The sequence below is a fragment of the Polynucleobacter antarcticus genome, assembly GCF_013307245.1.
Taxonomy (GTDB): Bacteria; Pseudomonadota; Gammaproteobacteria; order Burkholderiales; family Burkholderiaceae; genus Polynucleobacter; species Polynucleobacter antarcticus.
Window position 1 is genome coordinate 630,508 of record NZ_CP028941.1, and the last position, 25,628, is coordinate 656,135.

Consider the following 25,628-nt stretch of genomic DNA (forward strand, 5'->3'; position numbering starts at 1 on the left):
ATTAGTAGCCAACTCAAATATCACTTTCATAAACTTATCATGACTTCATTTTCATCAGATTGGCTAGCACTAAGGGAGGCGGCAGACCACCGAGCACGTGATTCATTGTTGCAAGCACAGGTTATTAGATATCTAGATACGATTGCAGCAACCCAAACAGAACCCCTACGTCTTATTGATCTGGGCTCTGGAACAGGATCTAACTTACGTGCACTTGCTCCATATTTACCTATTGCTCAACATTGGACTCTGGTGGATCACGATCCAGCTTTGCTTCATGCGGCACGTATAGCATTAATCGGCTGGGCTGATGAGCAAATGCATACTAGTGAAAGCCATAATCAAAAAACATTCATAGCGCTAATAAACCCATTAGCCATTTCTAAAGGGCATAAGCAGATTACGGTTGAATTTCTGTGTACAGATTTGGCTAAAAATATTGAATCGGTATTAGCCCTGCCTGCTGACATCATTACGGCTGCTGCTTTCTTTGATCTCGTTGCAGAGGATTGGTTATTTCGTTTTTGTAACGCACTATCAAAACCTCTCTACACTGTTCTCAGCTATAACGGGATTGAAAATTGGAGCCCGCCTCTCGATAGCGATCCAGCGATCTTAAAAGCATTTCATGCCCATCAGCAGACCGATAAAGGTTTTGGGGTAGCAGCAGGTCCAAATGCGATTAATATTATGCAGAAATTGTTAAGTCAAAGACATTTCCAGACCATCTGTGCATCAAGCCCTTGGGTACTAAATGCGCAAGACAGATTACTGATTGAAAGTCTGGCAAAAGGGAGTGCAGCAGCAGTTCTAGAAACAGACTTAGTGAATAGTACTGTCGTGAATCAGTGGATGGACAGTCGCTTACAAGCTGACAACTGCATCATTGGGCATACTGATTTTTTTGCATTTAAAGAACATGAACATCATGTCCCTAGCTCAAGTTTGTAATCCTATGCTGGATATGTCCAGCCTAGCGCAAACGCTCAACATAAAAGGTCGCTTTTTCAAGTGCGTCCTCAGCATCCACTCCGACCATATCAGCGCCTAAACCCTCTACTAGTTCAGGAGATTGACTGAACACAGGACTGCCAATGATGACGCCAACGTGAGGATTTCTGGAATGCAGTTTAATTTGCTTGATCAAATCCTTTAACTGCGGGAGCTGCTCTTTAAGGCTGGCAGATAGTCCTACAACATCAAACCACTCTTTGGATGCCATGGAAATAATATCTTTCTCAGTCGCAGCTAATTCGCCCCAAATACGCCACCCAGCTTTTGCAAAGAACTCTGAAACCATAAAGAGGCCCAAGTTGTGCTGAGAGCCTGGTAAGGGCACAAGCATGATACTGGGGCCAGCTGTATTGTTTTCCGCATATTGCTGAAATATAGGACTGAGGTCATACATCAGCTGCTTGATACGCCATAGTGCAATCGTGACATCTGTAAAGCTAGACTGATCTTCGTCCCACATTTCCCCTAGCTTGCGTGCAACAGGGGCCAATAAAAGTAAGTAAATATCTTCTAAGCTCACTCCGGAAGCATGAAGTGCTTTTACATATTGAACCGAAGTGTGAGCATCCTCTTGAAGTACTAATGTAGTGAGCTCTGTAATGACCTGCTGATTTAATTTTTCTTTTGAGCTAATCGAAGGTTGCGCCAAAGATTCAAGATGCCGCTCCATGATTAAAGGAAGAATATTTCCCTCAATCGTCTTGACGAGTGAATCAAGGTACTCAGTCTCGGTAGCAGCCTTTTGAATGAGATGCGAAGCTTGCTCTTGATTGAATGTCGCCTCAGATGGCGCATTTTCGACTAAACAGTCATCCCACATATTGTTGCTCTGTTGAGCTAACTGTTGTTGGCTTGAACTAGACTCAGATTGATCAGATCTCTTCTTGGATTTTGTAATACCCACTAACCGAGATAAATTCATGAAAATCACTAGTCTTGCTAAGGCCTCAAACTATTTTTTTGAGAAATCCTTTAGCTGCCTAAGCGCCTTTTGATTGGAATACCTACTTTATAAATTCTTTAGTAAGAATCTACAACCAATAAATGTTAGGTACTTTCCCTAAAAACCTCAGATTCACTATTTAGAGCCTCCAAACCGCAGCTATCGACTCATTGATGAATACTATCGGGGAGCCATCTGCTAAATTTTGTGCAGCGCAATAGTAGATTTGTAAACAGCACTAGGCCGACAAAGGAATCCTTGTACATTGAACCCAGCATGCTTGATGCTGACTTCAGTGATGAAGCAGCTTATTTGACGCTGATTTTTGAGGCCAATAAATCCGCTAATATTTTTGTCATCGTATCGCCATCAGTAGCATATGGGTCAAAATCTGAATTCTGCAATGCGACGGATACCTCCTGAGAATTTAAATCCACCAGTGCCATTGACCAATCCGGAAACTGTCTTTTAGTAATGTACTCATAACTCAATAACTCAACACGACTATGTCTAGGGTCTCTCAATATTTGATTGTATAAATCATTGACCTTATCTCGGGTGCCCTCTAAAACTTGAAGATAGATTCCTCTACCCTGACACAAAATACCGCTGATATTTTGATTTTGATTATTGCCTCTTGAAGACACAATAATAGATTCTGAGACAGTGGCTGTCTGTGGTCCAGCAGCGGTGCTCACGTAAAATAGTCGCACTAGCATGATGAGTTCTCCTATCTTTAAAGTTCAATTCTAGAGACGCCTAAAAATGGAGTCAAGGCTTATCCGTTTTAAGTGATCTCTTTTGAGCTTTTCATTTCATCACTCTGCTGCTTGAGTCCATATTTTTCGACCAATCGCCAAACATTATCTGGAACCATATTCTTCACTTTGTGCGGCATCGTATTTCGTAAATGGATAATGGACTCAATGGCTTTCATCTCTACCCTTGCTTTTGCAAACTCAATACCTCGCGGTCCAAATCTTGGCATTACCCAAGCAAAAATACTTCTCATAAATTGAGGCATCCTTTGAAGCGGTAATCCGCCAGCAGCTAACTCGACATTTTTCATGAAACCCTTAACAGGGCCCAATCGATTACCAGCAGAACTCAAGGGCTCCAGCGCCAATTCTGCAGCTAACAAGTCAGTCATATCTTGACCTCTTGCATTACGAACAATTAACCACTGCTCGCCTGTGCCCGCCATATAGCCAACAGTAATGTCCGATAGTGAATTGACGTAATCAACGCATGTCTTACAAGTAGTAGGGAAAAAATCTGCGGGTAAATTAGATAGCGGAAGTTTTAAAAAAGGAATCTTCTGAACCCGACCATCTACAAACCGTAACTCGACATGGTAGTCCGCTCTAAATTCTAAATAGGTAATATCCTCTGGCTTATCGGATAGAAGCCCTAAAAACTGATGAAAATTTTCTGTCGTGGTGTTGTCTGAGCAAGGTGATCCAATAATGAGTAACTTCTCAAAGCCTAACTCCTGCTCAAGCGCCCTTGCCGCATATACCTGACAAGGAATACCCACCATGGCGACTTTTTTATAACCCAGTTCTTTAGCCTGCTCAAGATATTGAATGATGGGGGCATAACCCATCTTCATTCCTCTACAGCTTGCCATATCGTCTGCTTTAGTGATGATCACAGGATGCGGCTTCCAACGGTCTTGCGGATCTGAGCTCATCGTAATGATGGCCTCCACCACGCCCTGCTCTAGCAATACTTCACACAACCTCGTAATGATGCCGGTCCACTGAGCGCCTACTAATGGCTTCTTGAGCTTAGCCCTAAACATCTGAAGGTAGGTGCCAAAAAATACTTCATCTGACTCCTGTAGATGGCGCTCTCTTCCATGCGTTGAGCGTTCAAACTGAGGGTAATTGGGCTGAATGAACTGGCAAGCCGTTGCACAGCGCTTAGGCTGTGAAGTGCGAGAAACGCCACAATCCGTACACAGCTCCCGAAAGGGCACAATCTCAATCGACTGCATAAGCTGGTAGGGCTCAGTCAAAACGGGACAATACGCGTTGCTTTATTTTCTCTGCAGAAAGTCCGTAATAGTTTAGTAAGAAACTGACCTCTCCATGCTCGACGTATTCATCTGGCAAGCCTATTTGCAGAGATTCAATTTGGATATTCTTCTCGGCCAATACCTCAAGGCATGCGCTACCTGCGCCGCCCTTGACAGAGCTATCCTCAACGAACACCAAGGCATCGTGGGTAGCAGCAATCTGCACTAACAGCTCTTCATCTAAGGGCTTCACGAAGCGCATATCGACTACTGTCGCATTTATCTCTTCTCCAACAGAGAGGGCGCTATACAGTAAGGGTCCAAAACAAATAAAGGCTATTTTTTTCTTTGGCTGTGCTAAACCTTCTTGTCTAGTACGCACTACATGACCTTTGCCGAGTGGAAGGGCTTGTAAAGGCTGGCCTGTAGTTTCAAGGCCAATTCCAGCGCCGCGGGGATAGCGAACCGCTGCAGGGCCATTATGCATAAAGGCAGTTGTTAACATATTTCGGCACTCTTGCTCATTTGCAGGCGTCATCAATACCAAATTGGGTAGGCATCTTAAAAATGCAACATCAAACACACCGGCATGCGTCGCACCATCCGCACCAACAATACCTGCACGATCAATTGCAAACACCATAGATAAATTTTGTAAGGTGACATCATGAATGAGTTGATCGTAGCCCCGCTGTAAAAAAGTCGAATAAATAGCAACGACAGGTTTAAGGCCCTCACAAGCAATACCAGCCGCAAATGTCACTGCGTGCTGCTCTGCTATACCTACATCGTAGTAACGATCAGGGAAACGTTGCTCAAACTCAACGAGCCCTGAGCCCTCTCGCATAGCGGGAGTAATAGCGATCAGGCGCTCATCTGCTGCTGCCATATCACACAACCATTCCCCAAATACTTGGGTATACGTTTTCTTACCGGGAGTCGAAGGCTGTATGCCTTTTGCAGGATCAAATTTACCTGGACCGTGATAAACAATCGGATCATCTTCGGCTAGTGCATACCCTTTACCTTTTTTGGTAATAACATGCAAAAACTGAGGGCCTTCAGTTTGCGCCAGGACTTTTACATTCTCTAAAGTAGAAATTAAACTTTCTAAATTATGGCCATCGATTGGACCGAAATAATCAAAACCAAACTCTTCAAAAATAGTAGCAGGGCCAACCATTCCCTTCGCATGACCTTCTAATCTTTTTGCAAACTCCCGGATGGGTGGCGCTACTGACAATACCTTATCGATACCGCGTTTAGTAGCCGCATACATTGATCCAGAAATCAGCTTCACAAGATAGCGATTCAACGCACCCACCGCAGGGGAAATCGACATCTCGTTATCATTCAAAATTACAATGAGTGGTACTTTTTTATTGTCGCAAGCGTTATTCATGGCCTCAAAGGCCATACCTGCGCTCATTGCACCATCCCCAATCACGGCAATGACATTGCGTTTCTCATTCTTGGTTCTTGCAGCTACGGCCATCCCCAAAGCAGCAGAAATACTGGTTGAAGAATGCGCTGTTCCAAAGGCATCATATTCACTTTCGCTACGTTTCGGAAATCCAGAAATACCGCCATACTGCCGCAGACCCGACATCGCCTCTCTTCTACCGGTCAAGACTTTATGGGCATAACTTTGATGGCCTACATCCCAAACAATTCGATCATGCGGTGTATCAAATACATAATGCAATGCCAAGGCTAATTCCACCGTACCTAAGTTAGAAGAAAGGTGTCCACCTGTACTCGATACAGAGCCTAAAATAAACTGGCGTAACTCTTGTGCAATTTGTGGCAGTTTAGATGCCTCATAAGACCGCAAATCTTCTGGGTTAGATATCGTCTCGAGTAGGTTCGTCATCTTCAGCATAAGTACTCACTTCGTAGAGTAAATGGTCGAAATCACCTTCTTAAAATCTTCAATATTTTCACTTGAGGAATTTTGCAAAGCATGGATCGGGGCATGCATAAATTTATTAGCTAGGGCAGTGGCCATACTTGCCATCACAGACATAGGGTCTTCTCCGTTGGCAATTCTTCTGCTGGCTTTTTCTAATTCAATCTTTTGAAATCTGTCCCCAACATCTTGGATCGATTTAATAATCGGAACAACCGCCTTCTTTTCTAGAATTTGATAGAACTCCGTAACACTCTTTTCGATGATTTTCTCTGCTTCGCCCATGGATTCTAGACGCCGACTTTTGCCAGCATTCACAATCTCACCTAGGTCATCAATAGAGTACAAATAAGCATCTTTTAAAGTTTTGATTTCAGGCTCAAAATCTCTTGGAACCGCTAAATCGATCAGCACAATGGGCCTATATTGACGGGACTTCAGAGCAGTCTGAATCATTCCTAAGCCAATAATGGGCAAAGAACTCGCAGTACAAGAAACCACCACATCATATTGATGCAAGTGCTGCGCTAACTCACTTAAGGAAAATACCTCAGTCTGTAAATTCTGTACTGTAAATGCATTAATTAAGTCACTGCCTTTATCTACAGTGCGATTGGCAATAGCGATCTTTTTAGGCTTTTTACTAGCAAAGTGATTGGCGCACAGCCCAATCATTTCTCCTGCGCCAATAAATAAGACTTTGCATTCACTTAAGTCGCCAAAAATACGTTCTGCCAACTTAATCGAGGCACCTGCAATCGATACAGAATGGGCTCCAATCTGGGTATTACCGCGCACTTCTTTTGCTACAGAAAACGTTTTATCAAATAAAGGTTTTAAATAAGCACCCAGAGTGCCTACTTGGTTGGCGGACTCAATCGCTTTTTTCATTTGTCCAAGTATTTGGGTTTCACCCAACACCATAGAATCTAAGCCACTACCCACTCTAAAAGCATGCTTTACGGCATCACTCTCTTTAGCTGAATAAATATAGGGACGTAATTCATTACTACGAACGTTATTCTGGGCTGCTAACCAATCAAAGGCACGACTTTCTAAATGATGATCTTCATACCCTACATCATTTGCCGCACAATAAATCTCCATACGGTTGCAAGTAGATAAGATAGCGACCTCTGGTCGGCAGTCCGGATTTGATCCCTGCAGATACTGACGTAAATCAATTAACGAATCTTGCAATACCTCAGGCGCTACGGCAACACTCTCACGAATATCGATTGGCGCTGTATGGTGATTAACACCTAGATTAATTAATCTCATGCTTGGCATATATTTAGTAAATCCCTGGATTAAGAACCAGCGTTTCCCAATTTAAGCGCATAGCAATCGTGACCCAAATGAGATAAGGCGCCATCAGATAAGCAGCACTCTTTCGAATAGGCCACATCACATAAATAATGGAGAAGACAGAGCCCCAAAGAAAGAAGGCTTCTATAAAAGACCAATCTGGGCGATGCATTCTGAAAAAAAACACACTCCACAACACATTCAAGAAGCTATTGAATACGAACAATAAGGTCAGCTTATTTTTTTGTGCCTGTGAAGTGCTATAGCGAATAGCGATTAGCCAGGCCAGCCCGGAGAGCGCAAAAATGGTGGTCCAAACCACTCCAAATGCCCAATCAGGCGGTTTCCATGCAGGCTGCTTGAGGGAATAATACCAAGGGCCAATCTCTGTCGCCAAGCCGCCCAATAATGAAGTCGTGATAATCCACGCTCCAATGAGTAGCATGTACTTCGGCTGAGCAACAAGCCTCATACTTTAGCAAGACCCAACAGATGTCCCATATCTTTTAGAAAGATTTTGACGTGCGCCATTGGCTTTTTGCGTACCAGCTTTTTATTCATATAAGACTCAAATGTCAGCCTTTGTACATCTTTATCTTCACACATCTTGACAAAACTTTCGCGCCGCTTATCAGTGGTGTACCAAAAATATTGCATGATGCCTAACACAATGAAGGTCAAGCGATGCTCTTTCATGAATCTTTTCCGTGCTAGCTGGAGCTTAGCGGGATTATTGCTTTCTACAAATTCATATACTGCTTCACCTGCAAGCTGACCACCTAACATCGCGTAATAGATCCCTTCACCAGAAGCTGGTGCAACCACCCCTGCGGCATCGCCTGCTAGCACTACTTGCTTGCCATCGTCCCACTTTTTCAAGGGCTTCATCGGTAAAGGTGCTCCTTCATGGCGTATCAGCTCTGCCTGATCCAGACCAATATCAGCACGCAACTTCGCTACCGCATTTCTGAGGGAGAAACCTTTATCTGCACTACCCGTACCAATACTGATGGTGTCACCGTGGGGAAATACCCAGCCATAAAAATCTGGGGAAATCGGCTTTTGATAAAGCACGTCACAGCGAGTCGCATCGAATGAGAGCGGCCGATCAGTAGGCGTCTTAATAATTTCGTGATAAGCAAACACATAGTTTGCTTCAGCACATCCCTTAACCCCTGCACTTCTTCCTACTTGTGACTTTGCGCCATCAGCACCAATCACTGACTTTGTTAGCACGCTCTTTACTGCGCCATCTACACCATCACTCGGGCCTCTAGACCGATAGTAAATTCTGGCATAAGGTCCTTCTCTTTCGAGGGACTCAAATAATCCATCCTCTCGAATGGCGCCGGCTTCCTGCGCACGGTTTCTTAACCACTCATCAAATTGGGCTCTGTCAACCATACCCACAAAACCATTTTCAATTGGAATATCTACTGTTTTACCTACGGGGGAAACCATTCGCGCTGACTTGGCTTTGGCCACCAGTAAATTATCTGGAATATTAAAATCCTTAATCAGCCTTGGCGGAATCGCGCCACCACAGGGCTTAATTCTGCCGCGCTTGTCCATGAGAAGCACTTGCTTGCCTTTAAGTGCGAGCGTATGGGCTGCTGTAGAGCCAGCAGGACCGCCGCCCACTACTACTGCGTCATAGATTATTTCTGCCATGATTTCCTCACTTTTTCTTTCTTTCAACCTGAGATGCCATATAGGCTGCTGCAATAAAAAGAACCGCTTCAATAAAAAATACCGATGCATAGGCAAAAGCAGGGTTAGCAAAGATTGATCTAGCAACATCACTAGCGCTCGCTCCTAATAGACCACCCATACCAAATGCAATGGCTTGTGCGCCACCCCATAAACCAATACGGACGCCCTCTTTACCAGGGCCGCCCTTTACCGCTAAGCGCATCATCGACGCAATCGCCGCAATCGAAAATGCTCCATTTGCAAGACCTAAAACATAGACATTGAGTTTTAAAGGCCACTCACCCTCAAAGATTCCCGCCATCACTAATCCAAACATGGCAAGTGCTGAAGCGAGACAGCCATAAATCATCCACAGTCTTAAAGAGCCAAAGTAATGTCGTAATCGACTAGAGCCGCAGACAGCTACCAATAACATTCCTGTTAAGACACCAGAGTGCTGAATCCCGGAAAGACTGGTGGTCTCGCCCAAGGAATAGTTAAAAATCATTCCTGCGAATGGCTCCAGAATCAAGTCTTGAGCACTAAAAGCAAACATGGATAAGAAAATAAAGATGCTAAATTTTTTAGTATCGTCATCTGCCCAAATATCACTTAAGGCTTTTCTAAAAGGGACTTTTTGACTGTCGGCTAACTTCTTACTCTCCAGGTTGCTACCTTCTAGCTTGTATAAAGCTAGAAAAGTAATCGCCACTGCAGTCATAGAGATGATCCCTGAAACCAGAATGACTCTTGCAGGACTATAGGGATCTAAAAAGTTTCCTGCAATACCACTGGTGAGTGCAAAACCAAAAATCATCATCAGCCAAACGGTAGTGGCTGCAGCAGCACGGCGCTCATCACTCACCCCTTTAGCTAATAAAGCGAGTAATGAAGTGCCGCTCATACTCACACCAACACCAATTAGGAAAAATGCAAACATGGCGCAGATAATTCCCAGCACCAATTGAAACTCCATCAGCGTGGTAGCTAAGGCTGCACCGAAGCCACCGATGGCCAAGAGCACCAGGCCGCCCATGATCCAAGGTGTTTTCTTTGCTCCGCTGTCTGACTCGAAGCCCATCCGCGGTCTAATGACTTGAATAAAGTAATGGATTGCTACCAGCAAACCTGGCAGACTCGCGGGAAGCGCTAACTCAACTACCATGATGCGATTTAGGGTAGAGGTAGTCATCACCACGATAGCGCCAATAGATGCCTGCACTAAGCCCAAACGAACAATACTTAACCACCCAAAGGTAGAGGCTGTAAACATGGGCTGACTGATTGCAATACTCATATCTCACCCATGCCTTGCACTGCAAATGCCGCAACCATCATTCCTGAAACCAATAGGGGCACACCAAATCCGCTATAAAACAAAGCCTTCTCAATAGGCCGCTTTAAGAAAATTCTGAGTAGGATGATTTGCCCAATCATTAACAAGCCAATGGTCAACGCAAATATTTCTTTTCCCCATATCCATAGCAAAGCCATCACTATCACTTGCGGCATTAACATCATGGCTGCAGAGACTTGTGCCGCTTTGATTGCACCTAGCTGTACTGGAAGAGACCGCACTCCCATTTGGCGATCTCCCTCAATTGCTTTGAAGTCATTTAAGGTCATGATGCCGTGGGCACTGACACTGTAAAGACCCGCAAGAATCAAAGAAGGTTTGCTCGGAATCGCTCCTCCAGAAATTAAGGTCGCTCCGGTCACCCAAGCCAAACCCTCATAACTGATTCCACAAGCAAGATTACCAAGCCAGCCGTTATTTTTAAATCGTATTGGCGGCATGCTATAGAACCAAGCCAACACCAAAGCCAACAAGGTAGCTAGAAATCCAATCAAGCCTAAGTAAGTAGCCACCAATATTGAAATAAGCGACCAAAGGATAGCAATACCTAAACCCCAGTAACCCGGAATCCGACCGGACGGAATCGGGCGTAATGGCTCATTAATTGCATCTACATGGCGATCAAACCAATCATTGACTGCCTGGCTGGCAGCGCAAACCAGGGGGCCAGTTAACACTAGGCCCACCAAGAAAATGGGTAAATTGTCTGCAATTTTTTCACTGCCGGTAATGGAACCACAGGCAAAGGCCCACATTGGTGGAAACCAAGTTATAGGCTTCAAAAGCGTCAATATTGCTCTGGGTTGAGGCAGATTCATGAAGTCAATTTTGTCATTGACATCAAAAAGTGTCAATTAAATTTGACACTTTTATCTAAGGATTTTACTAGTGAAAACCCTGATTCTATCCTCCTAGGAGGGGTTTCTCACCCCATCCTCTAGATTTTGGCTATTTCAAAACCGCATTAGTGGTTGTTCTTGTAGCCCCACTTCCAAAGCAATTCGCTCGGAAATGGCAGGATAAGGAATAAATGCTCCAGTAAGCCTAAGGCCAACAAAGTGGCTAGTAATGCAGAGGATGTCATCTCAAACTGCGAGGTGTCACCGGTGAATTGCGGCCAAATCAACACCAATAACAAGACCGATAACAGAATTGAGAATGGCATTAATAAGTTCATCGCCCTCCGTCTAAAGTAAGTCACTAGATACTTTAGATGTTGCGGCAAGAATGATTCATTAAAGTTCAGTACACCTAAAAAAACATTAATCTTTGTACTTTGACGCATGCCCCACAAAATCAGGAAAGTCCAAAAACCAGTTTGATTGACTGCATCGATATTGATAAAAAATAAGATCAGCCCGAGACTCACTAAGGCTAACTCATGATAGTTAATGGTTTGAAAAGCGTACCATGCTCGCTTTAGGCCCGACACACCCATGGGACATTCAGAGCGTCGTGAACCGGTGATATAGCCGAGCAGAAAAGCCAACTCTTGCCAACCCCAAATGAGAATTGCACAAGTAAAGGAGCAATACGCCCCAGCCATGGTGGCTTGCCCACTGGAGATTTTTAACCCCCACAGCGCTAGCAGCAAAACCAGTACCGAGACACCAAAGATGGCTTGATAAGACGATCTAGGTAGGCTGTGTAATTTGAGAATCAACCCTGTACTCAACCACCAAATAAAGATGGTGAATAGTAAAGGGGCGATCCAAAGGTAGGTCATGACTACCAGACGGGAACCAGTCGGATATCTTTAGGCAGTTCGTTTGGCACTACAGGTAAGGTATAAAGGCGCACAAAAGTAGCCGTCGCAGCCAGGACTAGCGCGCCCCGCTTAATGTAAGAGAAAACGCCGCCCGCTTGCCTGAGCCGATCTGCTTCATCGGAGATTTTGCGAAGTGTCTCAAAACTTTCCCATATTCTTGGATCATCTAAATTGATCGTAAATGGGAATACTTGCTTCGTAATATCTGAAGTGATTTTTAATACCTGTTTGTCGTAATCTGTCGGCGATATTCCAAGCGCTTTATGAAATTCTGGTCTGGAATGATCCCGCACATACATCGTGGCGTACACAGCCAATAAGAAAAAGCGAATCCAGAGACGATTGACACCAGTCAACAACTTAGGCGTAGAGCGCATCAGTAATGCAAATCCCTCACCATGACGGAACTCATCATTGCACCATTTTTCAAACCACATAAAGATAGGATGAAAACGCAGCTCCGGCTTATTTTGAATAATGCGATAAATCATGATGTACCTGGCATAACCAATCTTTTCTGAAAGATAGGTCGCGTAAAAAATAAACTTAGGCTTAAAGAAAGTATATTTTTTGGTTCTTGCCAAAAACCCAAGATCCACACCAATACCAAAGTCTTTTAACCATTGGTTGATGAAACCAGCATGTCTACTTTCATCCCGAGCCATATAGGTGAAAAGATTTTTCAAATCAGGATTGGTAATCGATTTTTTAATCTCGGAATACAGTACACAGCCAGAAAACTCAGAGGTAATAGAGCTGATCAAAAAATCCAAGAACTCTTGATATAGGCCTTCTGGAAGATGAGAGTAATCTTTCGACATATCCTCAGGACGCTGAAAATGGGCCTGATTAATGTCCTGTTCAAATTCCTGCATCAACTTATCCCACTCAGGCTTGACTGAACTTATATCAAACCTATTCATCTCGTCAAAGTCAGTCGTATAAAAACGAGGACTTAAAATGGTACTTTCAAGAGCACGATCGGTAGACTCATTGATTGGGCGAGACGCTTCAAGCGTAGCCGTTTGGGTACTCATGCTTTAACCCCTTCATGCAAGGTAATCGGTGTAATGGCTTTATACGGCTTAGCTCTTGGATAGTGCTTAGATTTGCTAAAGCGGGTAGTCGAAAAACTCACTTCGTAAAGCATCGTCAGTTCTAATCTGGCCGTTAGGTAAACCCATGCACGTGACAACAGACTCGCTTTTGACACTGTGGCAGTACGCTGATAGCTGAGAACTTCTCCAAAAGAGATTTCTGTAATAGGGTCATGCACTAAAACCTGATCGCCAGGGCCTACTTGCACACCATCTAAATCCACATGCGCGAACAAAAATTCGGATGTATTGGACATGTCTACCTGACAATTTACTAGTTGTTTAGTCATCACTATCTCGCACTCTTTAAAAACACAGAAAATTCTGCTGCATTGTCTTTACCAAAAGACTCTAGGTCAATTCTATTATTAGTCGCTGTATCGATCAATGTTAACCTGCCATCCGAATGGCTGCTTAACTCAAAAGGTTGATCGCTGCTAATCTTCCGAATACGGCGTTCACGGGCCATAGCCCTTAATATTCCACGAATAAACCCTGCCTGCCCCTCGACTTGCGCAATCATTTGACCATTGCTGGCCAAAATCACCCCTACAGAGCCATCTGGAAGATCCCTGAAGAACAGACTCTGCTTTGCAATCACTTGCGCATCCTCTTGTCGCTCCATTTTTCCAGATTGCACATAATTTGCCACCAAAAAAATAACCGTGGCTAATAACCCGCAAATACCAATTGCAATGTAATTCTGCATGCGGATGGGGTTTAATCGCAAGATCATGCAGCCTCTATCTCTGAATAGCGAAGATGGTGAGTTGCAACACTTGAATCTGGAGTTTGCACTACTTTTGCTGAGGTATTATTTTCCTGTGCCCATGCCTGAACCAATAATTGTGAAACAGCTGCACAGTCACGAATACATCTTAATGCAGGTTGCGGAGCAGCCCATTGACCCGGTCTTGCATGCGGCCATAAATGAAAAATAGCAATCTTGGTGTCTTGGTTGAGTTTCAAGTAAATATCACCAAATCCTTTTTTCTCCACACCACAATCTGCTGACTCGATCATCTTCAAGGGAAAATTAAAGGTCATATTCAACACAATCCCAATACGCATCACAACCCGCTTATTGGTAATCGTGTAGACCGTAGTCGAAGCAATCAAGTACCCAAGAAGCGCAATTAAGCCCAAGCCTAAGCCTGAAAAAGCAGCTACTCGAACTCCCGAAAAAAAGACCGCTGTTGCAGATTCGCCATCACTAAAGCCCGTGAATACTTGATACCCTAATAGCAGGCCAAAATACAGTAATAGCGCTTTGAAACGAAAGACTTGTAGTAGCAAAACCTTCAAATCCGGAGAGCCCTGCCATACAATCTGCTCTCCCTCCGGTAATTTTTCAGGAAGTCCGTATTCAGGCTCCAACTCATGCTCAGGAGCGCTATGGATATTGAGACTCATATCAGCGGTTCCTGACGATCTGGGGTAGCGTACAAGGTACCGGCACCGTAGTAAGCCATGACTTTTTCTTCTTCAAGTAAGGTGATTTCTTCAGGATGCTTCGTCTTAGGAACTGCTGAAAATTGACTACCTAAGATTGCTTTTACTTGAATATCGATTTTGCCGATTCTGCAGAAATTGATTGGTAGTAATACGACATTGCTACCCGTATTGATTTCTAAATAACGAATCAGCATCTCCATATGGTCTACCCATACATCGGAAACGGTTCCTGCTTTCTGTCCATCTGCGCCAATCACACTCATACCAATCGGATTGGTATCCAGTTTTGAAACTGAAATGTGGTTCAGCTTTCTGAGTGGGCGAATACGCGCATGACCTTCTAGGTCGTAATCCACATGATCAGCACGATTGGCGAAAGATCCAGGTCCAACTCCAGCTAAGAGGGGATTACCAACAGGACTCAAGGGGGCGCCATTCCATGGATGGATTGGTACAGCAGATACCTGCTCCGTTTCTGGGGGCGTCTGCAAAGGCGCATAGTATGTTTTCCCAAACTCAGTGACATACTTTTTGACTTTTGGCATGCCTAAAATGCCATCTTCGCGACGGATCTTCCCAAAACGCTCAGTCTCTAATGGAAAGCCTTCTCTCTTACCCTCTAATGTGAGGTAAATAACCAGCCCCACAAAGAAAATCAGAAATAGATAAAACACGACTTGAGCGACGTCGATATATTGTGTAATTGCACCAGTACCCATTTTTTTCTCCTTCAATAAAAACTAGCTTGGAAAATCCGCTAGGCCAAACTTACTTATTTTTGAACTACCCAATTTTGGTTTTTTAGCCACCAACGGCCCTAAAGCAATCAACGTAATAAACAACAAATAAATTTCAATGTGATAAACAAAACTATAGCCAGTAGCTGGACTTATTAATGCTGTACCTAGCGAACCACTCATTGCGAGTTCTGCGACAACATCCCGAATAACGCCACCTAATGACATACCAATACCTGCGCAAGTAGCGGTCACCGCACCCCAAGCACCAATGACCATACCTGCCATATGATCACGCTCCATACTCATCGCAATGGTTAAGGTACTCACCGCAAAGAGACCCCCACTAAAGCCAATTAAGAGTGCGCCAAGCCTAAATAAATTAGGGGAATTAAGTGGCTCTGAAAAAATGACCGTCGTAAAAGCAATCAGACCTAGTAAAAGACCAATGGCCGCTATTCTGTAGGCGTTGTAACCTCGGCTTAGCCAGCGGGCTGAGAGTGAAAAAGCCAATAAAGATCCGCAAGCAATTAAAGCTGTCAATAAGCTAGTAGCCGATACATCCAGGTTCAGTATTTCACCACCGTAAGGCTCCAAAATAATATCTTGCATGCTAAATGCAGTAGTTCCTAATCCCAACATAATCAAAAACCGAACAACCTGTGGCCCCTTAATAAATTCACCCCAACTTTGTGAAAAAGTAGGGCGAGGGATAGAGGGCGCAGTCAATTTCGGCTGCCGTGCTTCCTGTTTCCAAAGTGCAAACAAATTGAGTAGTAAGGTCATTAATGCCACGCCTTGAATGACGCGGATCAGCTGCATTTGACTAAATGAAGCCAAAAAGACACTAAAGAGAATGCCACTCACCACCATACCGACTAACAACATGACATACATCATGGCAACGACTTGGGGTCTATTTTTATCATCCGCCAAATCCGTCGCTAATGCGAGACCGGCTGTCTGGGTAGTTTGCATCCCAGCGCCTACTAATAAAAATGCAAGACCACTTCCTAAATAACTAAACCACGTTGGCCAATGCGTATCACCGGATAGCAGAATCAGGGCAAAAGGCATAATCGCCAAGCCTCCAAACTGCAGCCAAGTACCCATCCAAATATAGGGCACCCTTCTCCATCCCAATACCGATTTATGAACATCCGATTTATGCCCAATCAGCGCTCTAAAAGGCGCAAATATTAATGGTAGCGCGACCATCAACGCCACAATCCAGGCATCCACCTTCAGCTCAACAATCATGACACGATTTAAGGTACCTACCAGCAATGCAGTAGCCATACCTACCGATACTTGAAACAAAGATAGCCTGAAGAGCCGACCTAAAGGTAAGGTTGCGCTTGCTACATCAGCAAAAGGCAAGAAACGCGCAGGAATCTGCGTCCATGCTTTAACCATCTTTGACTGCTTCCTCATGATGTTTTTTTCAGCTCCATCAATTGAGATTTATAAAATCCGCTAGAAACTAAATTAGTAAATGGAATCTCCCAATCAATAAACCAAGGAGATTCTTTAATCAGTGTTTGTAACTTGACATGACTAATTGGCTCAATGAACGGCGCACGGTCTTTTCTTGGAAATAAACGGCCTACACGAATCATGACTTCTAATGGCAAGGTGCTCGGTGCAAAAGTAAAGAGGATCTTTTCAGATACTCTGGAGGATAACTTTTCCAAAACAACCAGCATGTCGCTCGCACAGTAATGAATCATAGAGTCCATGCCGACCACATAATCAAACTCACCCAAATTTTCATCGAGCATATCGCCAGCAAGAAAGTGAATATTGCTTCGCTCATTTTCCGGAATACGCTCTTTTGCCAATTCAATCAAATTGGGTGACAGATCTACCGCAGTGACATGGGCACCTTTTTTAGCCAGTTCCAAAGCCAATGCCCCTGTGCCACAACCAGCATCTAAGATTCTCTTACCTTGTAAAGACTCGGGAAGTCGAGCAATGATGTCCTGGCGCATCTGATCGCGCCCTGCTCTGACGGTTGCTCTAATACCACTTACCGGGGCATCTGAAGTCAGCTTAGCCCATGCATCATTCGCAGTACGATCAAAATAGTCCTGCAACTTACCGCGCCGATTTAAATAAGAAATACCACCCATGATTAATCGAACCCTAACAAGTCAAAAATTTCACGGTCTTTAAGAGACTCGGTGAGCAATGGCTCATCATCCAAGAGCAAGCTAGCAGCAAGGCGCATGTACTCTGCTTTTACTAACTCAATTTCAGGAGTAGATTCCATTTCAAAGATGGTGCATTTTTTCAAGCGACTTTTTCGAATCGCATCTAAATCGGGAAAGTGCGCCATTTTCTTTAGACCTACACGATCATTAAACTTGTCGATTTGATCTGTATCTTGGCTGCGGTTCGCAATCACTCCGCCTAAACGAACGTTGTAATTTTTTGCTTTAGCGCTGATGGCCTGGACAATACGGTTCATCGCAAAGATGGAGTCAAAGTCATTGGCCGCCACAATGAGGGCACGATCTGCATGCTGGAGTGGTGCTGCAAATCCACCGCACACAACGTCACCAAGCACATCAAAGATCACGATATCGGTATCTTCTAGCAAATGATGTTCTTTTAGCAGCTTGACTGTTTGACCAACAACATAGCCACCACACCCCGTTCCTGCAGGAGGTCCGCCAGCTTCAACGCACATAACCCCATTAAAGCCTGTGTAGACAAAGTCTTCTACGCGGAGTTCTTCAGAGTGAAAATCTACTGACTCCAAAATATCAATGACCGTAGGAACCAATTTTTTAGTTAAGGTAAAAGTAGAATCATGCTTAGGGTCACAACCAATTTGAATGACTCGCTTACCTAATAAAGAAAATGCTGCTGATAGATTCGAAGAGGTTGTACTCTTACCAATCCCCCCTTTTCCATAAATAGCAAATACTTTTGCATTTCCAATTTTTTCATCGGGATTCAGATGCACTTGCAAACTACCTTCGCCATCTGTTGGTTTAGCCTTCGTTCCAATGGAAGATAAGGGCACACTTACTGTATTCATTAAATTGCTACTCCTTCATATACACCTTCAAGCCGATCTTCAAAGTCATCTACTACGCTGCGAAGCGTCGCTAATACAGATGGCTCAGGAGTCCAATAATTTCGTTCTGATGCTTCCAACAATCTACTAGCCACCTTGACGGAAGACGCTGGATTAAGACTCATTAAACGTTCCCGCATTTCGGGGTCCAAAATAAACGTTTGGGTTAAATGCTGATAGACCCAGGGTTCCACTTGACCGGTAGTGGCAGACCAACCTACCGTATTCGTCAAATGACTTTCAATCTGACGGACGCCCTCGTAGCCATGCTTGAGCATGCCCTCATACCATTTTGGATTGAGCATCCGTGAACGGGTTTCTAGCGAGACTTGCTCATTCAAACTTCGAACTACGGCATTGCCTGTAGTTTGATCGCCAATGTAAACGGGTGAGGCCTTACCGCCTTTTGCTCTTCTCACAGCCCGACTCACACCACCTAAGGTATCAAAATAGGTATCAATCGTAGTCACGCCTAATTCAATCGAATCAAGATTTTGATATGTCAGCTCTACATCCGCCAAGATGTTATTGAGCAATTCACTTTGTAGGACGGGCGTACCGCTTCTGCCATAAGCAAAACTTTTACGGCGGGTATAAGTTTCAGCTAATTCGTTTTCATCTTTCCATAAGCCGTTATCAATCATCATATTGACATTGGCTCCATAAGCACTTTCCGCATTACCAAAGACACGTAATGAAGCGGTCTCTAAATCACAGCCATTAGCAGCTTGATATGCCAGTGAGTGCTTGCGAATAAAGTTTTGTTCTACAGGCTCGTCTGCAGATGCTGCCAAGAAAGCAGCTTCTGCCATAATTCGAATTTGCAAAGGCATGAGATCTCTAAAAATACCGGAGATCGATACCATCACATCAATACGAGGACGTCCCAATACTTCCAAAGGTACTAATTGAGCGCCCGCCAATCGACCAAAACTATCGAAGCGTGGCTCTGCTCCCATTAAGGCAAAAATTTGCGCAATCGGGCCACCTTCTGTTTTTAAATTATCGGTGCCCCATAAGACCATTGCGACCGACTCTGGCAAGGCATTTCCATCAGCCCGAAAACGTTCTAAGATTTTATTTGCTTGTAGTAGTCCATCTTTCATAGCGAATTTGCTAGGAATTCTGAATGGATCGAAACCATGGATGTTTCGGCCGGTAGGCAGGACTAGAGGGTTTCTCAGCACATCCCCACCTGGAGCGGGACGAATGTAGCGACCATCTAAAGCCTTGAGGACACCCTGCATTTCACTATCAGACTGCAACTCACGATACATATTCAAAACCTGCTCAAGCTCAACAGTTAGGCTTTCTGTCAGCTCCATATTCTGGCTCATAGCAAATTCTTCCAGACTTTCAGCTTTCACAAGGGCTAGCAAAGCATCGCGCGAGATATTCTTGAGCTCGCCCTCTTGCACTGTGACAAAACTCAACAACATATCTAGGCTGTGCTCCAAGCCTACTGGTGCGCCTAGAATATGCAATCCATAAGGAATCAAGGCGTACTCTAATTCAAGTATTTGTGCACTCAAATTCAGAACAATGGCATTCACCTCCACCACACTCATCTGATTCCATACCGGCTCAGCAGCAGCAAATTCCAATGCGACTGCTTGTGCTTGCAAGGAATCTAATATATCTAGTGAGCCTTGATCCCATCCCTGACTATTAGCCGATGGAGTTAATTTGCGCCAGTAATCCACTGCCTCTTTCAGCTCTAACAAGCCTTTGTATAAACCGGCTTGAGATACGGGTGGAGTTAAGTAACTAATCAGTGTGGCGCCTGCACGTCTTTTGGCAATAGCCCCTTCAGATGGGTTATTGGATGCATAAACATAAAGATTAGGTAAATCATGTATCAGACGATCTGGCCAACAAGCGCCGGACATACCAGATTGCTTACCGGGCATGAATTCAAGTGCGCCATGGGTTCCAAAATGCAGTACCGCATTGGCTGAAAAGTCTTCCCGCAGGTAACGATAAAAAGCCGAGAATGCATGAGTAGGTGCAAAGCCCTTCTCATACAGCAAGCGCATTGGATCGCCCTCGTAACCAAACCCTGGTTGCAGTCCTACAAAAATATTACCGAACTGCTTACCTAAAATAAAGATGGAGCTGCCATCACTCAGTAATTTACCCGGCGCAGAACCCCATTGACCTTCAATTTCTTTTAACCAAGGTTCCCGCTGAATATGATCATCGGTTGCGATGGTAGTGTGGACGTTAGCATCAGTGCCATATTGTTTAGCATTGCCGGCCAAGATTTGGGTTCTAAATTCATCTACAGAATTTGGGACTTCAACGGTATATCCTTCGTCCTTCAAGCTCTTCAAAGTATTAAAGACGGATTCAAAGACGCTTAAGTGGGCTGCTGTTCCTACCCTTCCCGCATTGGGCGGAAAGTTAAATATGACTAAGGCTACTTTGCGGTTCGATCGCTCTGATTTTCTTAGCGTGATAAGCTTGCTTACACGAGCCGCCAACATCGCTGTTCTTTCAATACAGGTATGCATGTCATGACGATTGATACTGGCTTCAAATACACAGCCTTTATGACAACCTTTGCACTGCACATCGGCTTCGCCAGCACGACCGCCAAACACCATCGGCACGGTAGCGCCATCTAGCTCTGGGATGGCAATCATGAGGGTATTTTCAACCGGCAGTAAGCCACGCTCTGAACTGCCCCACTCATTGAGCGTCTGAAACTCAAGAGGTTGGGCTGCTAAATAAGGAACATCCAGTGAGACTAAGACCTCTTCTGCTGCTTTCGCATCGTTGTAGGCTGGTCCGCCAACAAGCGAGAAGCCTGTCAAGGAGATTACTGCATCAACAATTTTTTCACCATCTTGGAAAAAGTATTGTTCAATAGCAGGCCGAGCATCTAGGCCCACAGCAAAAATTGGGAGCACTTGTAAGCCCTGCGCTTCAATCGCAGCAATCACTGAATCGTAATGCAAAGTATTGCCAGCCAAGATGTAAGACCTGAGTAACAGCAAGCCTACGCGACCTTTTGATTTTTTATCACTGACTAATTTAGGCAAATCAGATAAAGACTCGCTCATACGCCCTTTAAGGCGTGGATGATAAATCCCATTATCAGGATAGATAACGGGCTCGACTAATTCTTCTTTGCTTACGAGGCCTGCACGCTCACCTTTGGCATAACGGTTTACGAGGTTCACTACCATATGAAAGAGATTTTCTTCTGAACCACCTAACCAATATTGCAAGGTCAGAAAGTAAGCTCTAACATCCTGAGCACTGCCAGGTATAAAACGCAATATCTTAGGTAGGCGGCGTAACATCCGCATTTGTGCAGCACCGCCGGTTTGGGCTTTCTCTTTATTGCCTCTTAATTTTTTGAGCAGACCCACTAAACCACTGGCGGGCTTGCTCATATCAAAACCACCCATGCGGGTTAAGCTCACCACTTCCCCGGCTGACATGGCACAGATCATGGCATCACATTCATGACGCCGTGCTTTTAAAGCTTCGATCACAGGCTTGAAGTGATCTTCCATAAACAGCATGGTCACAATCAAGATATCAGCAGATTGAATATCACTAATACAGCTTTCTAACGCTTTGCTATCTACCGTCCAACTCGATGCAGCATGAATGGAGAGCTCTAAGCCAGGTAGCTTCTTTTTCAGTGCATAGCGCGCTCTTTCAGTCGCACTCGCTAAGTGCGTATCCATCGTCACAATCGAGACTTTAATCGGGATATGCTTATCTGCCATAGTGAGCCTTTGCATCGTAAAGTGTCTCAATAGTAATTCGACTGATTCCGTTCTCTACTGCAAATTTTTCTGTATTTCTGCGCGCTTTCCCTCTAACAAAGAAGGGGATTTTTCCTAATTCTTTTTCAGCGTCTGCTTCCCATGTATTTTCTGGCTCTACATCAGATAACACGGCTGTACTGATTTGCTCTGGATGGTCGACAGGCGCCACTGCAGCTACTTTAGTTTCTTGGGGCTTTTCACTTTCGGTAGGTCTTGCGTGACCTAAATGAGAAGGTGCTGCTTTGGCACTGAATTCAAAATCATCACGGAACATCATGAGTAGATGCTCTTCTAGACCCATCATTAGCGGATGAATCCAGGTATCAAATAAAACGTTGGCGCCCTCAAATCCCATCTGAGGGGAATAGCGTGCAGGAAAGTCTTGGACGTGCACAGGTGCTGAAATCACTGCACAAGGAACACCTAATCTTTTGGCAATGTGGCGCTCCATCTGGGTACCTAAGACTAAGTCTGGTGTGAGTTCAGCAACTTTTTCCTCAACCTCAAGGTAGTCATCTGTAATGAGTGCCTCAATTCCGTACAGCTTGGCAGCTTCACGCACTTCACGCGCAAATTCCCGACTGTAAGTGCCTAGACCTACTACTTTAAATCCGATTTCTTCACTAGCTACTTTTGCTGCTGCAATCGCATGACTAGCATCCCCAAAAATGAAGACCCGCTTATCGGTTAAGTAAGTAGAGTCCACCGATTTGGCATACCACATGGCTCTTTCATCTTGAGCGGCCAACATGGCTGTAGGGTCAAGCTGGGCTAACTGACATACTTCATGAATAAAGGCTTTAGTTGCTTTAGTGCCGACTGGAATTATCTTGGTAAAAGGTTGGCCAAATGTTTTGCTCAACCAAGTACAAGCCAACTGCGACACTTCGGGATACAGCGACACATTAAAATCTGCCTGCGGTAATTTCACAAGATCTGCCACGCATGCATTGAGGGGTGCCACTACCCGAACTTCTATTCCAAGAGACTCTAATAAACCTTTAATTTCTTGAACGTCATCACGGTTTCTAAAGCCGAGTGCAGTAGGTCCTAATATATTGCAACTAGGCTTTTGAGTGTCGGTCTTGTTTGCAGTCCGCTTTTCTTGATACTGTTCAGCTGAAATTGACTTGTCTACTGCTACGAGTGCACGAATGACGTGATAGAAAGTTTCAGAAGCGCCCCAATTTTCCTTCTTTTGATATGAAGGTAAATCTAGTGGAATCACGGGAATAGGCAAGCTGAGTGCTCTCGCTAGACCGCCTGGATCATCTTGAATCAATTCTGCTGTGCAAGAAGCACCCACAATCATCGCCTTAGGCTCAAAGCGCCGATATGCCTCGCTTACAGAGTCCTGAAAGAGTTGTGCGGTGTCGCCACCTAAATCTCTCGCCTGAAATGTCGTATAGGTCACTGGTGGACGCTTTTTAGACCGGCCAATCATTGTAAAGAGGAGGTCTGCGTAGGTATCGCCCTGAGGGGAATGCAAGACGTAATGCAAGTCAGTCATCGAGGTCGCAATGCGCATCGCACCGATATGGGGTGGGCCTTCATATGTCCAGAGAGTCAGTTGCATAAATTCCCCTTAGGCCGCCAACTTCATGCTGCGGTTTAAAGGACGTGCAAAGAGCTCTGCTAAGTCTGCAGCCTGCTCATAACCATGTACTGGGCTAAACACCAATTCAATCGACCACTTGGTAGTAATACCCTCTGCCTCTAATGGGTTCGCTAAGCCTAATCCACAAACAACAATGTCAGGCTTATCGGATCTGCATCGATCGAGTTGCTTTTCTACGTCTTGACCCTCAACGATGCGCGTATTTTCTGGGAGCAATTCAAGTTCACACTCTAAGTGCTGCTTATGCAAGTACGGTGTTCCAATTTCTAAAACTTGCATACCGCATTCTTGAGATAAAAAACGCGCCAAAGGAATTTCTAATTGGGAATCTGGGAAGAATGAGATGCGCTTATTGGTCAGCATCGGCAAATAACGCTCTATGCTTTTCTTAGCACGCTCGATTTTGCTCTGAGTCACCGTTTCAAAATGGGTCGGATCAATTCCAAAAGAGGTTGCTGCAGCCTTTAACCAAGCGGTGGTGCCGTCTACTCCGAATGGAAATGGCGCTGAGATTCTTTGCCCGCCACGCTCTTCAATCAATCTAGCGGTTTCTGCTAAAAATGGCTGAGCTAACAAGTATTGCGTGTTGCTATGAATTTCAGGTTTTTGAGCGGAGTTTTTTGGCGGGAAAAACGATACATTGTGGATGCCAAGCTCAGTAAATAAGCGATGAAATTGATCTTCCACGACATCGGGCAAGCAGCCTACGACCAAGAGATTCTTTTCTATCACTTCAGCTTGCTTTGGACTCGCTTGAACCAAGGAGGCCAAGCAAGCATCTTCACCCTGAGTAAAGGTGGTCTCTATGCCGCTGCCAGAGTAGCTCAAGATCCGGCATTGATTGATCAATTCAGTACTTAATCTCTGTGCGGCACGTGATAGGTCCAGCTTAATGACCTCTGAGGGGCATGAGCCCACTAAAAACAGCATCTTGATGTCAGGACGCCTAGTGAGTAAGGTTTTTACAACCCTGTCTAATTCATCATTTGCATCGGCAATACCAGCCAGATCACGGTCATCAATAATGGCAGTTGCAAAGCGTGGCTCTGCAAAAATCATGACACCTGCAGCCGATTGAATCAAATGCGCACAAGTGCGAGAGCCAACTACTAAAAAGAATGCATCCTGAATCTTCCGATGAAGCCAAATAATGCCCGTCAGGCCACAAAACACCTCTCTTTGGCCACGCTCTTTATAAATAGGAATATTTTTTCCTACCCGATGTTGCTGCTCTACCGGTAAATCAACAATGGCGTTCATATAGAAACTCCATCACTCATTTGCATGCGTGCCATTCTGAGCTTGTAGAGGAACTGTCCTGCATTAATCAGGTATGCAGCATATGCAGTTAAAGCCAGATACATCAAGCCACTCTCACTCATACCGCCCGCTATCAAAAAGTAAAGATAAATAGTATGCAGAGCAATAACCAACATACTAAATACGTCTTCCCAGAAAAAACTGTCTGCAAAAAGATATTTACCAAACACCACTTTTTCCCAAATGCTGCCTGTCAGCATGATCAGATACAGAAAAATGGTCTTCACAATAATTGAAATAGTAGCCAATTCATATCCATTGCCAGTAAGCAAATAGCGCAAGACCAGGCCAACACTTATTAAACAGGCTAAAAATTGCAGTGGAGCAAGGATTGCCTGAACCAAAGTCCATACAGTGGCATCGCGTTTTGCGCGCTCCTCTTTGCTGTATAGAGACTTGGTAATTTTCATTTTTTGGAGGGCTGTTTTGTTTGTTGTGTGTAAACAAAACTTTACGCTATTTCTGGCCCACAAAAACTAGTATTTTCCCTAGTATTACTAGTACAAACCCTAGTTATTTG

General features: G+C 44.5%; 23 protein-coding genes. 1 reads left to right on the forward strand and 22 read right to left on the reverse strand.

Annotation, left to right across the window (positions count from 1 at the left end):
- Positions 1 to 39 precede the first annotated feature (39 nt).
- Positions 40 to 951 (forward strand): class I SAM-dependent methyltransferase, encoded by a 912-nt coding sequence (locus tag DCO16_RS03255; RefSeq protein ID WP_173942329.1) that lies wholly within the window; start codon positions 40 to 42, stop codon positions 949 to 951.
- 22 nt (positions 952 to 973) lie between these two features.
- On the opposite strand, the gene DCO16_RS03260 is transcribed toward DCO16_RS03255, so the two are convergent.
- The 22 genes from DCO16_RS03260 to bchF all read right to left on the reverse strand — a co-directional run bounded on the left by DCO16_RS03260 (position 974) and on the right by bchF (position 25,518).
- Positions 974 to 1,936 carry a cobalamin B12-binding domain-containing protein gene (locus DCO16_RS03260; protein WP_173942330.1) on the reverse strand — a complete coding sequence of 321 codons (963 nt, stop codon included), beginning with the start codon at positions 1,934 to 1,936 and terminating at the stop codon, positions 974 to 976.
- Between the two features lie 329 nt (positions 1,937 to 2,265).
- A complete protein-coding gene (locus DCO16_RS03265) occupies positions 2,266 to 2,676 on the reverse strand; it encodes a BLUF domain-containing protein (protein ID WP_173942331.1) in 411 nt (136 codons plus the stop codon).
- 68 nt (positions 2,677 to 2,744) lie between these two features.
- On the reverse strand, positions 2,745 to 3,956 hold the full coding sequence (locus DCO16_RS03270; protein ID WP_173942332.1) for a Coenzyme F420 hydrogenase/dehydrogenase, beta subunit C-terminal domain: 1,212 nt from the start codon (positions 3,954 to 3,956) through the stop codon (positions 2,745 to 2,747).
- A 13-nt stretch (positions 3,957 to 3,969) separates the two neighbouring features.
- Positions 3,970 to 5,850, reverse strand: a complete 1,881-nt coding sequence (gene dxs, locus DCO16_RS03275; RefSeq protein ID WP_173943751.1) for a 1-deoxy-D-xylulose-5-phosphate synthase — start codon at positions 5,848 to 5,850, stop codon at positions 3,970 to 3,972.
- Positions 5,851 to 5,865: 15 nt separating this feature from the next.
- The gene (hemA, locus tag DCO16_RS03280; protein WP_173942333.1) at positions 5,866 to 7,167 is read right to left on the reverse strand and encodes a glutamyl-tRNA reductase; all 1,302 of its coding nucleotides are present in this window, start codon (positions 7,165 to 7,167) and stop codon (positions 5,866 to 5,868) included.
- Positions 7,168 to 7,180: 13 nt separating this feature from the next.
- On the reverse strand, positions 7,181 to 7,639 hold the full coding sequence (locus DCO16_RS03285; protein ID WP_173942334.1) for a TspO/MBR family protein: 459 nt from the start codon (positions 7,637 to 7,639) through the stop codon (positions 7,181 to 7,183).
- Positions 7,640 to 7,662: 23 nt separating this feature from the next.
- Entirely contained in the window at positions 7,663 to 8,865 is a 1,203-nt protein-coding gene (locus tag DCO16_RS03290; RefSeq protein ID WP_173942335.1) for a geranylgeranyl diphosphate reductase, read from the reverse strand.
- A 7-nt stretch (positions 8,866 to 8,872) separates the two neighbouring features.
- Positions 8,873 to 10,183 (reverse strand): BCD family MFS transporter, encoded by a 1,311-nt coding sequence (locus tag DCO16_RS03295; RefSeq protein ID WP_254598086.1) that lies wholly within the window; start codon positions 10,181 to 10,183, stop codon positions 8,873 to 8,875.
- On the reverse strand, positions 10,180 to 11,061 hold the full coding sequence (gene chlG, locus DCO16_RS03300; RefSeq protein WP_173942336.1) for a chlorophyll synthase ChlG: 882 nt from the start codon (positions 11,059 to 11,061) through the stop codon (positions 10,180 to 10,182). The genes DCO16_RS03295 and chlG overlap by 4 nt, the downstream gene beginning before the upstream one ends.
- A gap of 146 nt (positions 11,062 to 11,207) precedes the next feature.
- Complete coding sequence (puhE, locus tag DCO16_RS03305; RefSeq protein ID WP_173942337.1) at positions 11,208 to 11,969, reverse strand: putative photosynthetic complex assembly protein PuhE; 762 nt, start codon at positions 11,967 to 11,969, stop codon at positions 11,208 to 11,210.
- A gap of 2 nt (positions 11,970 to 11,971) precedes the next feature.
- A complete protein-coding gene (gene acsF / locus DCO16_RS03310; protein WP_173942338.1) occupies positions 11,972 to 13,048 on the reverse strand; it encodes a magnesium-protoporphyrin IX monomethyl ester (oxidative) cyclase in 1,077 nt (358 codons plus the stop codon).
- Positions 13,045 to 13,398 carry an O2-dependent cyclase accessory protein gene (locus tag DCO16_RS03315; RefSeq protein WP_415836239.1) on the reverse strand — a complete coding sequence of 118 codons (354 nt, stop codon included), beginning with the start codon at positions 13,396 to 13,398 and terminating at the stop codon, positions 13,045 to 13,047. The genes acsF and DCO16_RS03315 overlap by 4 nt, the downstream gene beginning before the upstream one ends.
- A gap of 2 nt (positions 13,399 to 13,400) precedes the next feature.
- Positions 13,401 to 13,817, reverse strand: a complete 417-nt coding sequence (gene puhC, locus DCO16_RS03320; protein WP_254598087.1) for a photosynthetic complex assembly protein PuhC — start codon at positions 13,815 to 13,817, stop codon at positions 13,401 to 13,403.
- Positions 13,818 to 13,840: 23 nt separating this feature from the next.
- Complete coding sequence (gene puhB / locus DCO16_RS03325; protein ID WP_173942340.1) at positions 13,841 to 14,521, reverse strand: photosynthetic complex putative assembly protein PuhB; 681 nt, start codon at positions 14,519 to 14,521, stop codon at positions 13,841 to 13,843.
- Positions 14,518 to 15,282: a photosynthetic reaction center subunit H gene (puhA, locus tag DCO16_RS03330; RefSeq protein WP_173942341.1), complete on the reverse strand. Its 765-nt coding sequence runs from the start codon at positions 15,280 to 15,282 to the stop codon at positions 14,518 to 14,520. The genes puhB and puhA overlap by 4 nt, the downstream gene beginning before the upstream one ends.
- A gap of 21 nt (positions 15,283 to 15,303) precedes the next feature.
- Entirely contained in the window at positions 15,304 to 16,734 is a 1,431-nt protein-coding gene (locus DCO16_RS03335) for a BCD family MFS transporter (RefSeq protein WP_173942342.1), read from the reverse strand.
- A complete protein-coding gene (gene bchM / locus DCO16_RS03340) occupies positions 16,731 to 17,432 on the reverse strand; it encodes a magnesium protoporphyrin IX methyltransferase (protein WP_173942343.1) in 702 nt (233 codons plus the stop codon). The genes DCO16_RS03335 and bchM overlap by 4 nt, the downstream gene beginning before the upstream one ends.
- Positions 17,433 to 17,434: 2 nt before the next feature.
- Entirely contained in the window at positions 17,435 to 18,346 is a 912-nt protein-coding gene (gene bchL / locus DCO16_RS03345; RefSeq protein WP_173942344.1) for a ferredoxin:protochlorophyllide reductase (ATP-dependent) iron-sulfur ATP-binding protein, read from the reverse strand.
- Complete coding sequence (locus DCO16_RS03350) at positions 18,346 to 22,128, reverse strand: magnesium chelatase subunit H (RefSeq protein WP_217426692.1); 3,783 nt, start codon at positions 22,126 to 22,128, stop codon at positions 18,346 to 18,348. Before DCO16_RS03350 ends, bchL begins: the two co-directional genes overlap by 1 nt.
- The gene (gene bchB / locus DCO16_RS03355; RefSeq protein ID WP_173942346.1) at positions 22,118 to 23,746 is read right to left on the reverse strand and encodes a ferredoxin:protochlorophyllide reductase (ATP-dependent) subunit B; all 1,629 of its coding nucleotides are present in this window, start codon (positions 23,744 to 23,746) and stop codon (positions 22,118 to 22,120) included. Before bchB ends, DCO16_RS03350 begins: the two co-directional genes overlap by 11 nt.
- Before the next feature lie 9 nt (positions 23,747 to 23,755).
- On the reverse strand, positions 23,756 to 25,048 hold the full coding sequence (locus DCO16_RS03360; RefSeq protein WP_173942347.1) for a ferredoxin:protochlorophyllide reductase (ATP-dependent) subunit N: 1,293 nt from the start codon (positions 25,046 to 25,048) through the stop codon (positions 23,756 to 23,758).
- Positions 25,045 to 25,518: a 2-vinyl bacteriochlorophyllide hydratase gene (bchF, locus tag DCO16_RS03365; RefSeq protein ID WP_173942348.1), complete on the reverse strand. Its 474-nt coding sequence runs from the start codon at positions 25,516 to 25,518 to the stop codon at positions 25,045 to 25,047. Before bchF ends, DCO16_RS03360 begins: the two co-directional genes overlap by 4 nt.
- Between the last annotated feature and the right edge of the window lie 110 nt (positions 25,519 to 25,628).

What these genes read in the sequence shown, in the direction of transcription:
- DCO16_RS03360 (WP_173942347.1), bottom strand. Translation starts at nt 25,048, where the DNA reads ATGAACGCCATTGTTGATTTACCGGTAGAGCAGCAACATCGGGTAGGA.
- DCO16_RS03260 (WP_173942330.1), bottom strand. Translation starts at nt 1,936, where the DNA reads ATGAATTTATCTCGGTTAGTGGGTATTACAAAATCCAAGAAGAGATCT.
- DCO16_RS03335 (WP_173942342.1), bottom strand. Translation starts at nt 16,734, where the DNA reads ATGAGGAAGCAGTCAAAGATGGTTAAAGCATGGACGCAGATTCCTGCG.
- puhC (WP_254598087.1), bottom strand. Translation starts at nt 13,817, where the DNA reads ATGCAGAATTACATTGCAATTGGTATTTGCGGGTTATTAGCCACGGTT.
- chlG (WP_173942336.1), bottom strand. Translation starts at nt 11,061, where the DNA reads ATGAATCTGCCTCAACCCAGAGCAATATTGACGCTTTTGAAGCCTATA.
- DCO16_RS03265 (WP_173942331.1), bottom strand. Translation starts at nt 2,676, where the DNA reads ATGCTAGTGCGACTATTTTACGTGAGCACCGCTGCTGGACCACAGACA.
- DCO16_RS03270 (WP_173942332.1), bottom strand. Translation starts at nt 3,956, where the DNA reads ATGCAGTCGATTGAGATTGTGCCCTTTCGGGAGCTGTGTACGGATTGT.
- bchF (WP_173942348.1), bottom strand. Translation starts at nt 25,518, where the DNA reads ATGAAAATTACCAAGTCTCTATACAGCAAAGAGGAGCGCGCAAAACGC.
- acsF (WP_173942338.1), bottom strand. Translation starts at nt 13,048, where the DNA reads ATGAGTACCCAAACGGCTACGCTTGAAGCGTCTCGCCCAATCAATGAG.
- DCO16_RS03295 (WP_254598086.1), bottom strand. Translation starts at nt 10,183, where the DNA reads ATGAGTATTGCAATCAGTCAGCCCATGTTTACAGCCTCTACCTTTGGG.
- DCO16_RS03315 (WP_415836239.1), bottom strand. Translation starts at nt 13,398, where the DNA reads ATGACTAAACAACTAGTAAATTGTCAGGTAGACATGTCCAATACATCC.
- dxs (WP_173943751.1), bottom strand. Translation starts at nt 5,850, where the DNA reads ATGACGAACCTACTCGAGACGATATCTAACCCAGAAGATTTGCGGTCT.
- hemA (WP_173942333.1), bottom strand. Translation starts at nt 7,167, where the DNA reads ATGAGATTAATTAATCTAGGTGTTAATCACCATACAGCGCCAATCGAT.
- puhA (WP_173942341.1), bottom strand. Translation starts at nt 15,282, where the DNA reads ATGGGTACTGGTGCAATTACACAATATATCGACGTCGCTCAAGTCGTG.
- bchM (WP_173942343.1), bottom strand. Translation starts at nt 17,432, where the DNA reads ATGGGTGGTATTTCTTATTTAAATCGGCGCGGTAAGTTGCAGGACTAT.
- DCO16_RS03350 (WP_217426692.1), bottom strand. Translation starts at nt 22,128, where the DNA reads ATGGCAGATAAGCATATCCCGATTAAAGTCTCGATTGTGACGATGGAT.
- bchB (WP_173942346.1), bottom strand. Translation starts at nt 23,746, where the DNA reads ATGCAACTGACTCTCTGGACATATGAAGGCCCACCCCATATCGGTGCG.
- DCO16_RS03285 (WP_173942334.1), bottom strand. Translation starts at nt 7,639, where the DNA reads ATGCTACTCATTGGAGCGTGGATTATCACGACTTCATTATTGGGCGGC.
- DCO16_RS03290 (WP_173942335.1), bottom strand. Translation starts at nt 8,865, where the DNA reads ATGGCAGAAATAATCTATGACGCAGTAGTAGTGGGCGGCGGTCCTGCT.
- DCO16_RS03255 (WP_173942329.1), top strand. Translation starts at nt 40, where the DNA reads ATGACTTCATTTTCATCAGATTGGCTAGCACTAAGGGAGGCGGCAGAC.
- puhE (WP_173942337.1), bottom strand. Translation starts at nt 11,969, where the DNA reads ATGACCTACCTTTGGATCGCCCCTTTACTATTCACCATCTTTATTTGG.
- bchL (WP_173942344.1), bottom strand. Translation starts at nt 18,346, where the DNA reads ATGAATACAGTAAGTGTGCCCTTATCTTCCATTGGAACGAAGGCTAAA.
- puhB (WP_173942340.1), bottom strand. Translation starts at nt 14,521, where the DNA reads ATGAGTCTCAATATCCATAGCGCTCCTGAGCATGAGTTGGAGCCTGAA.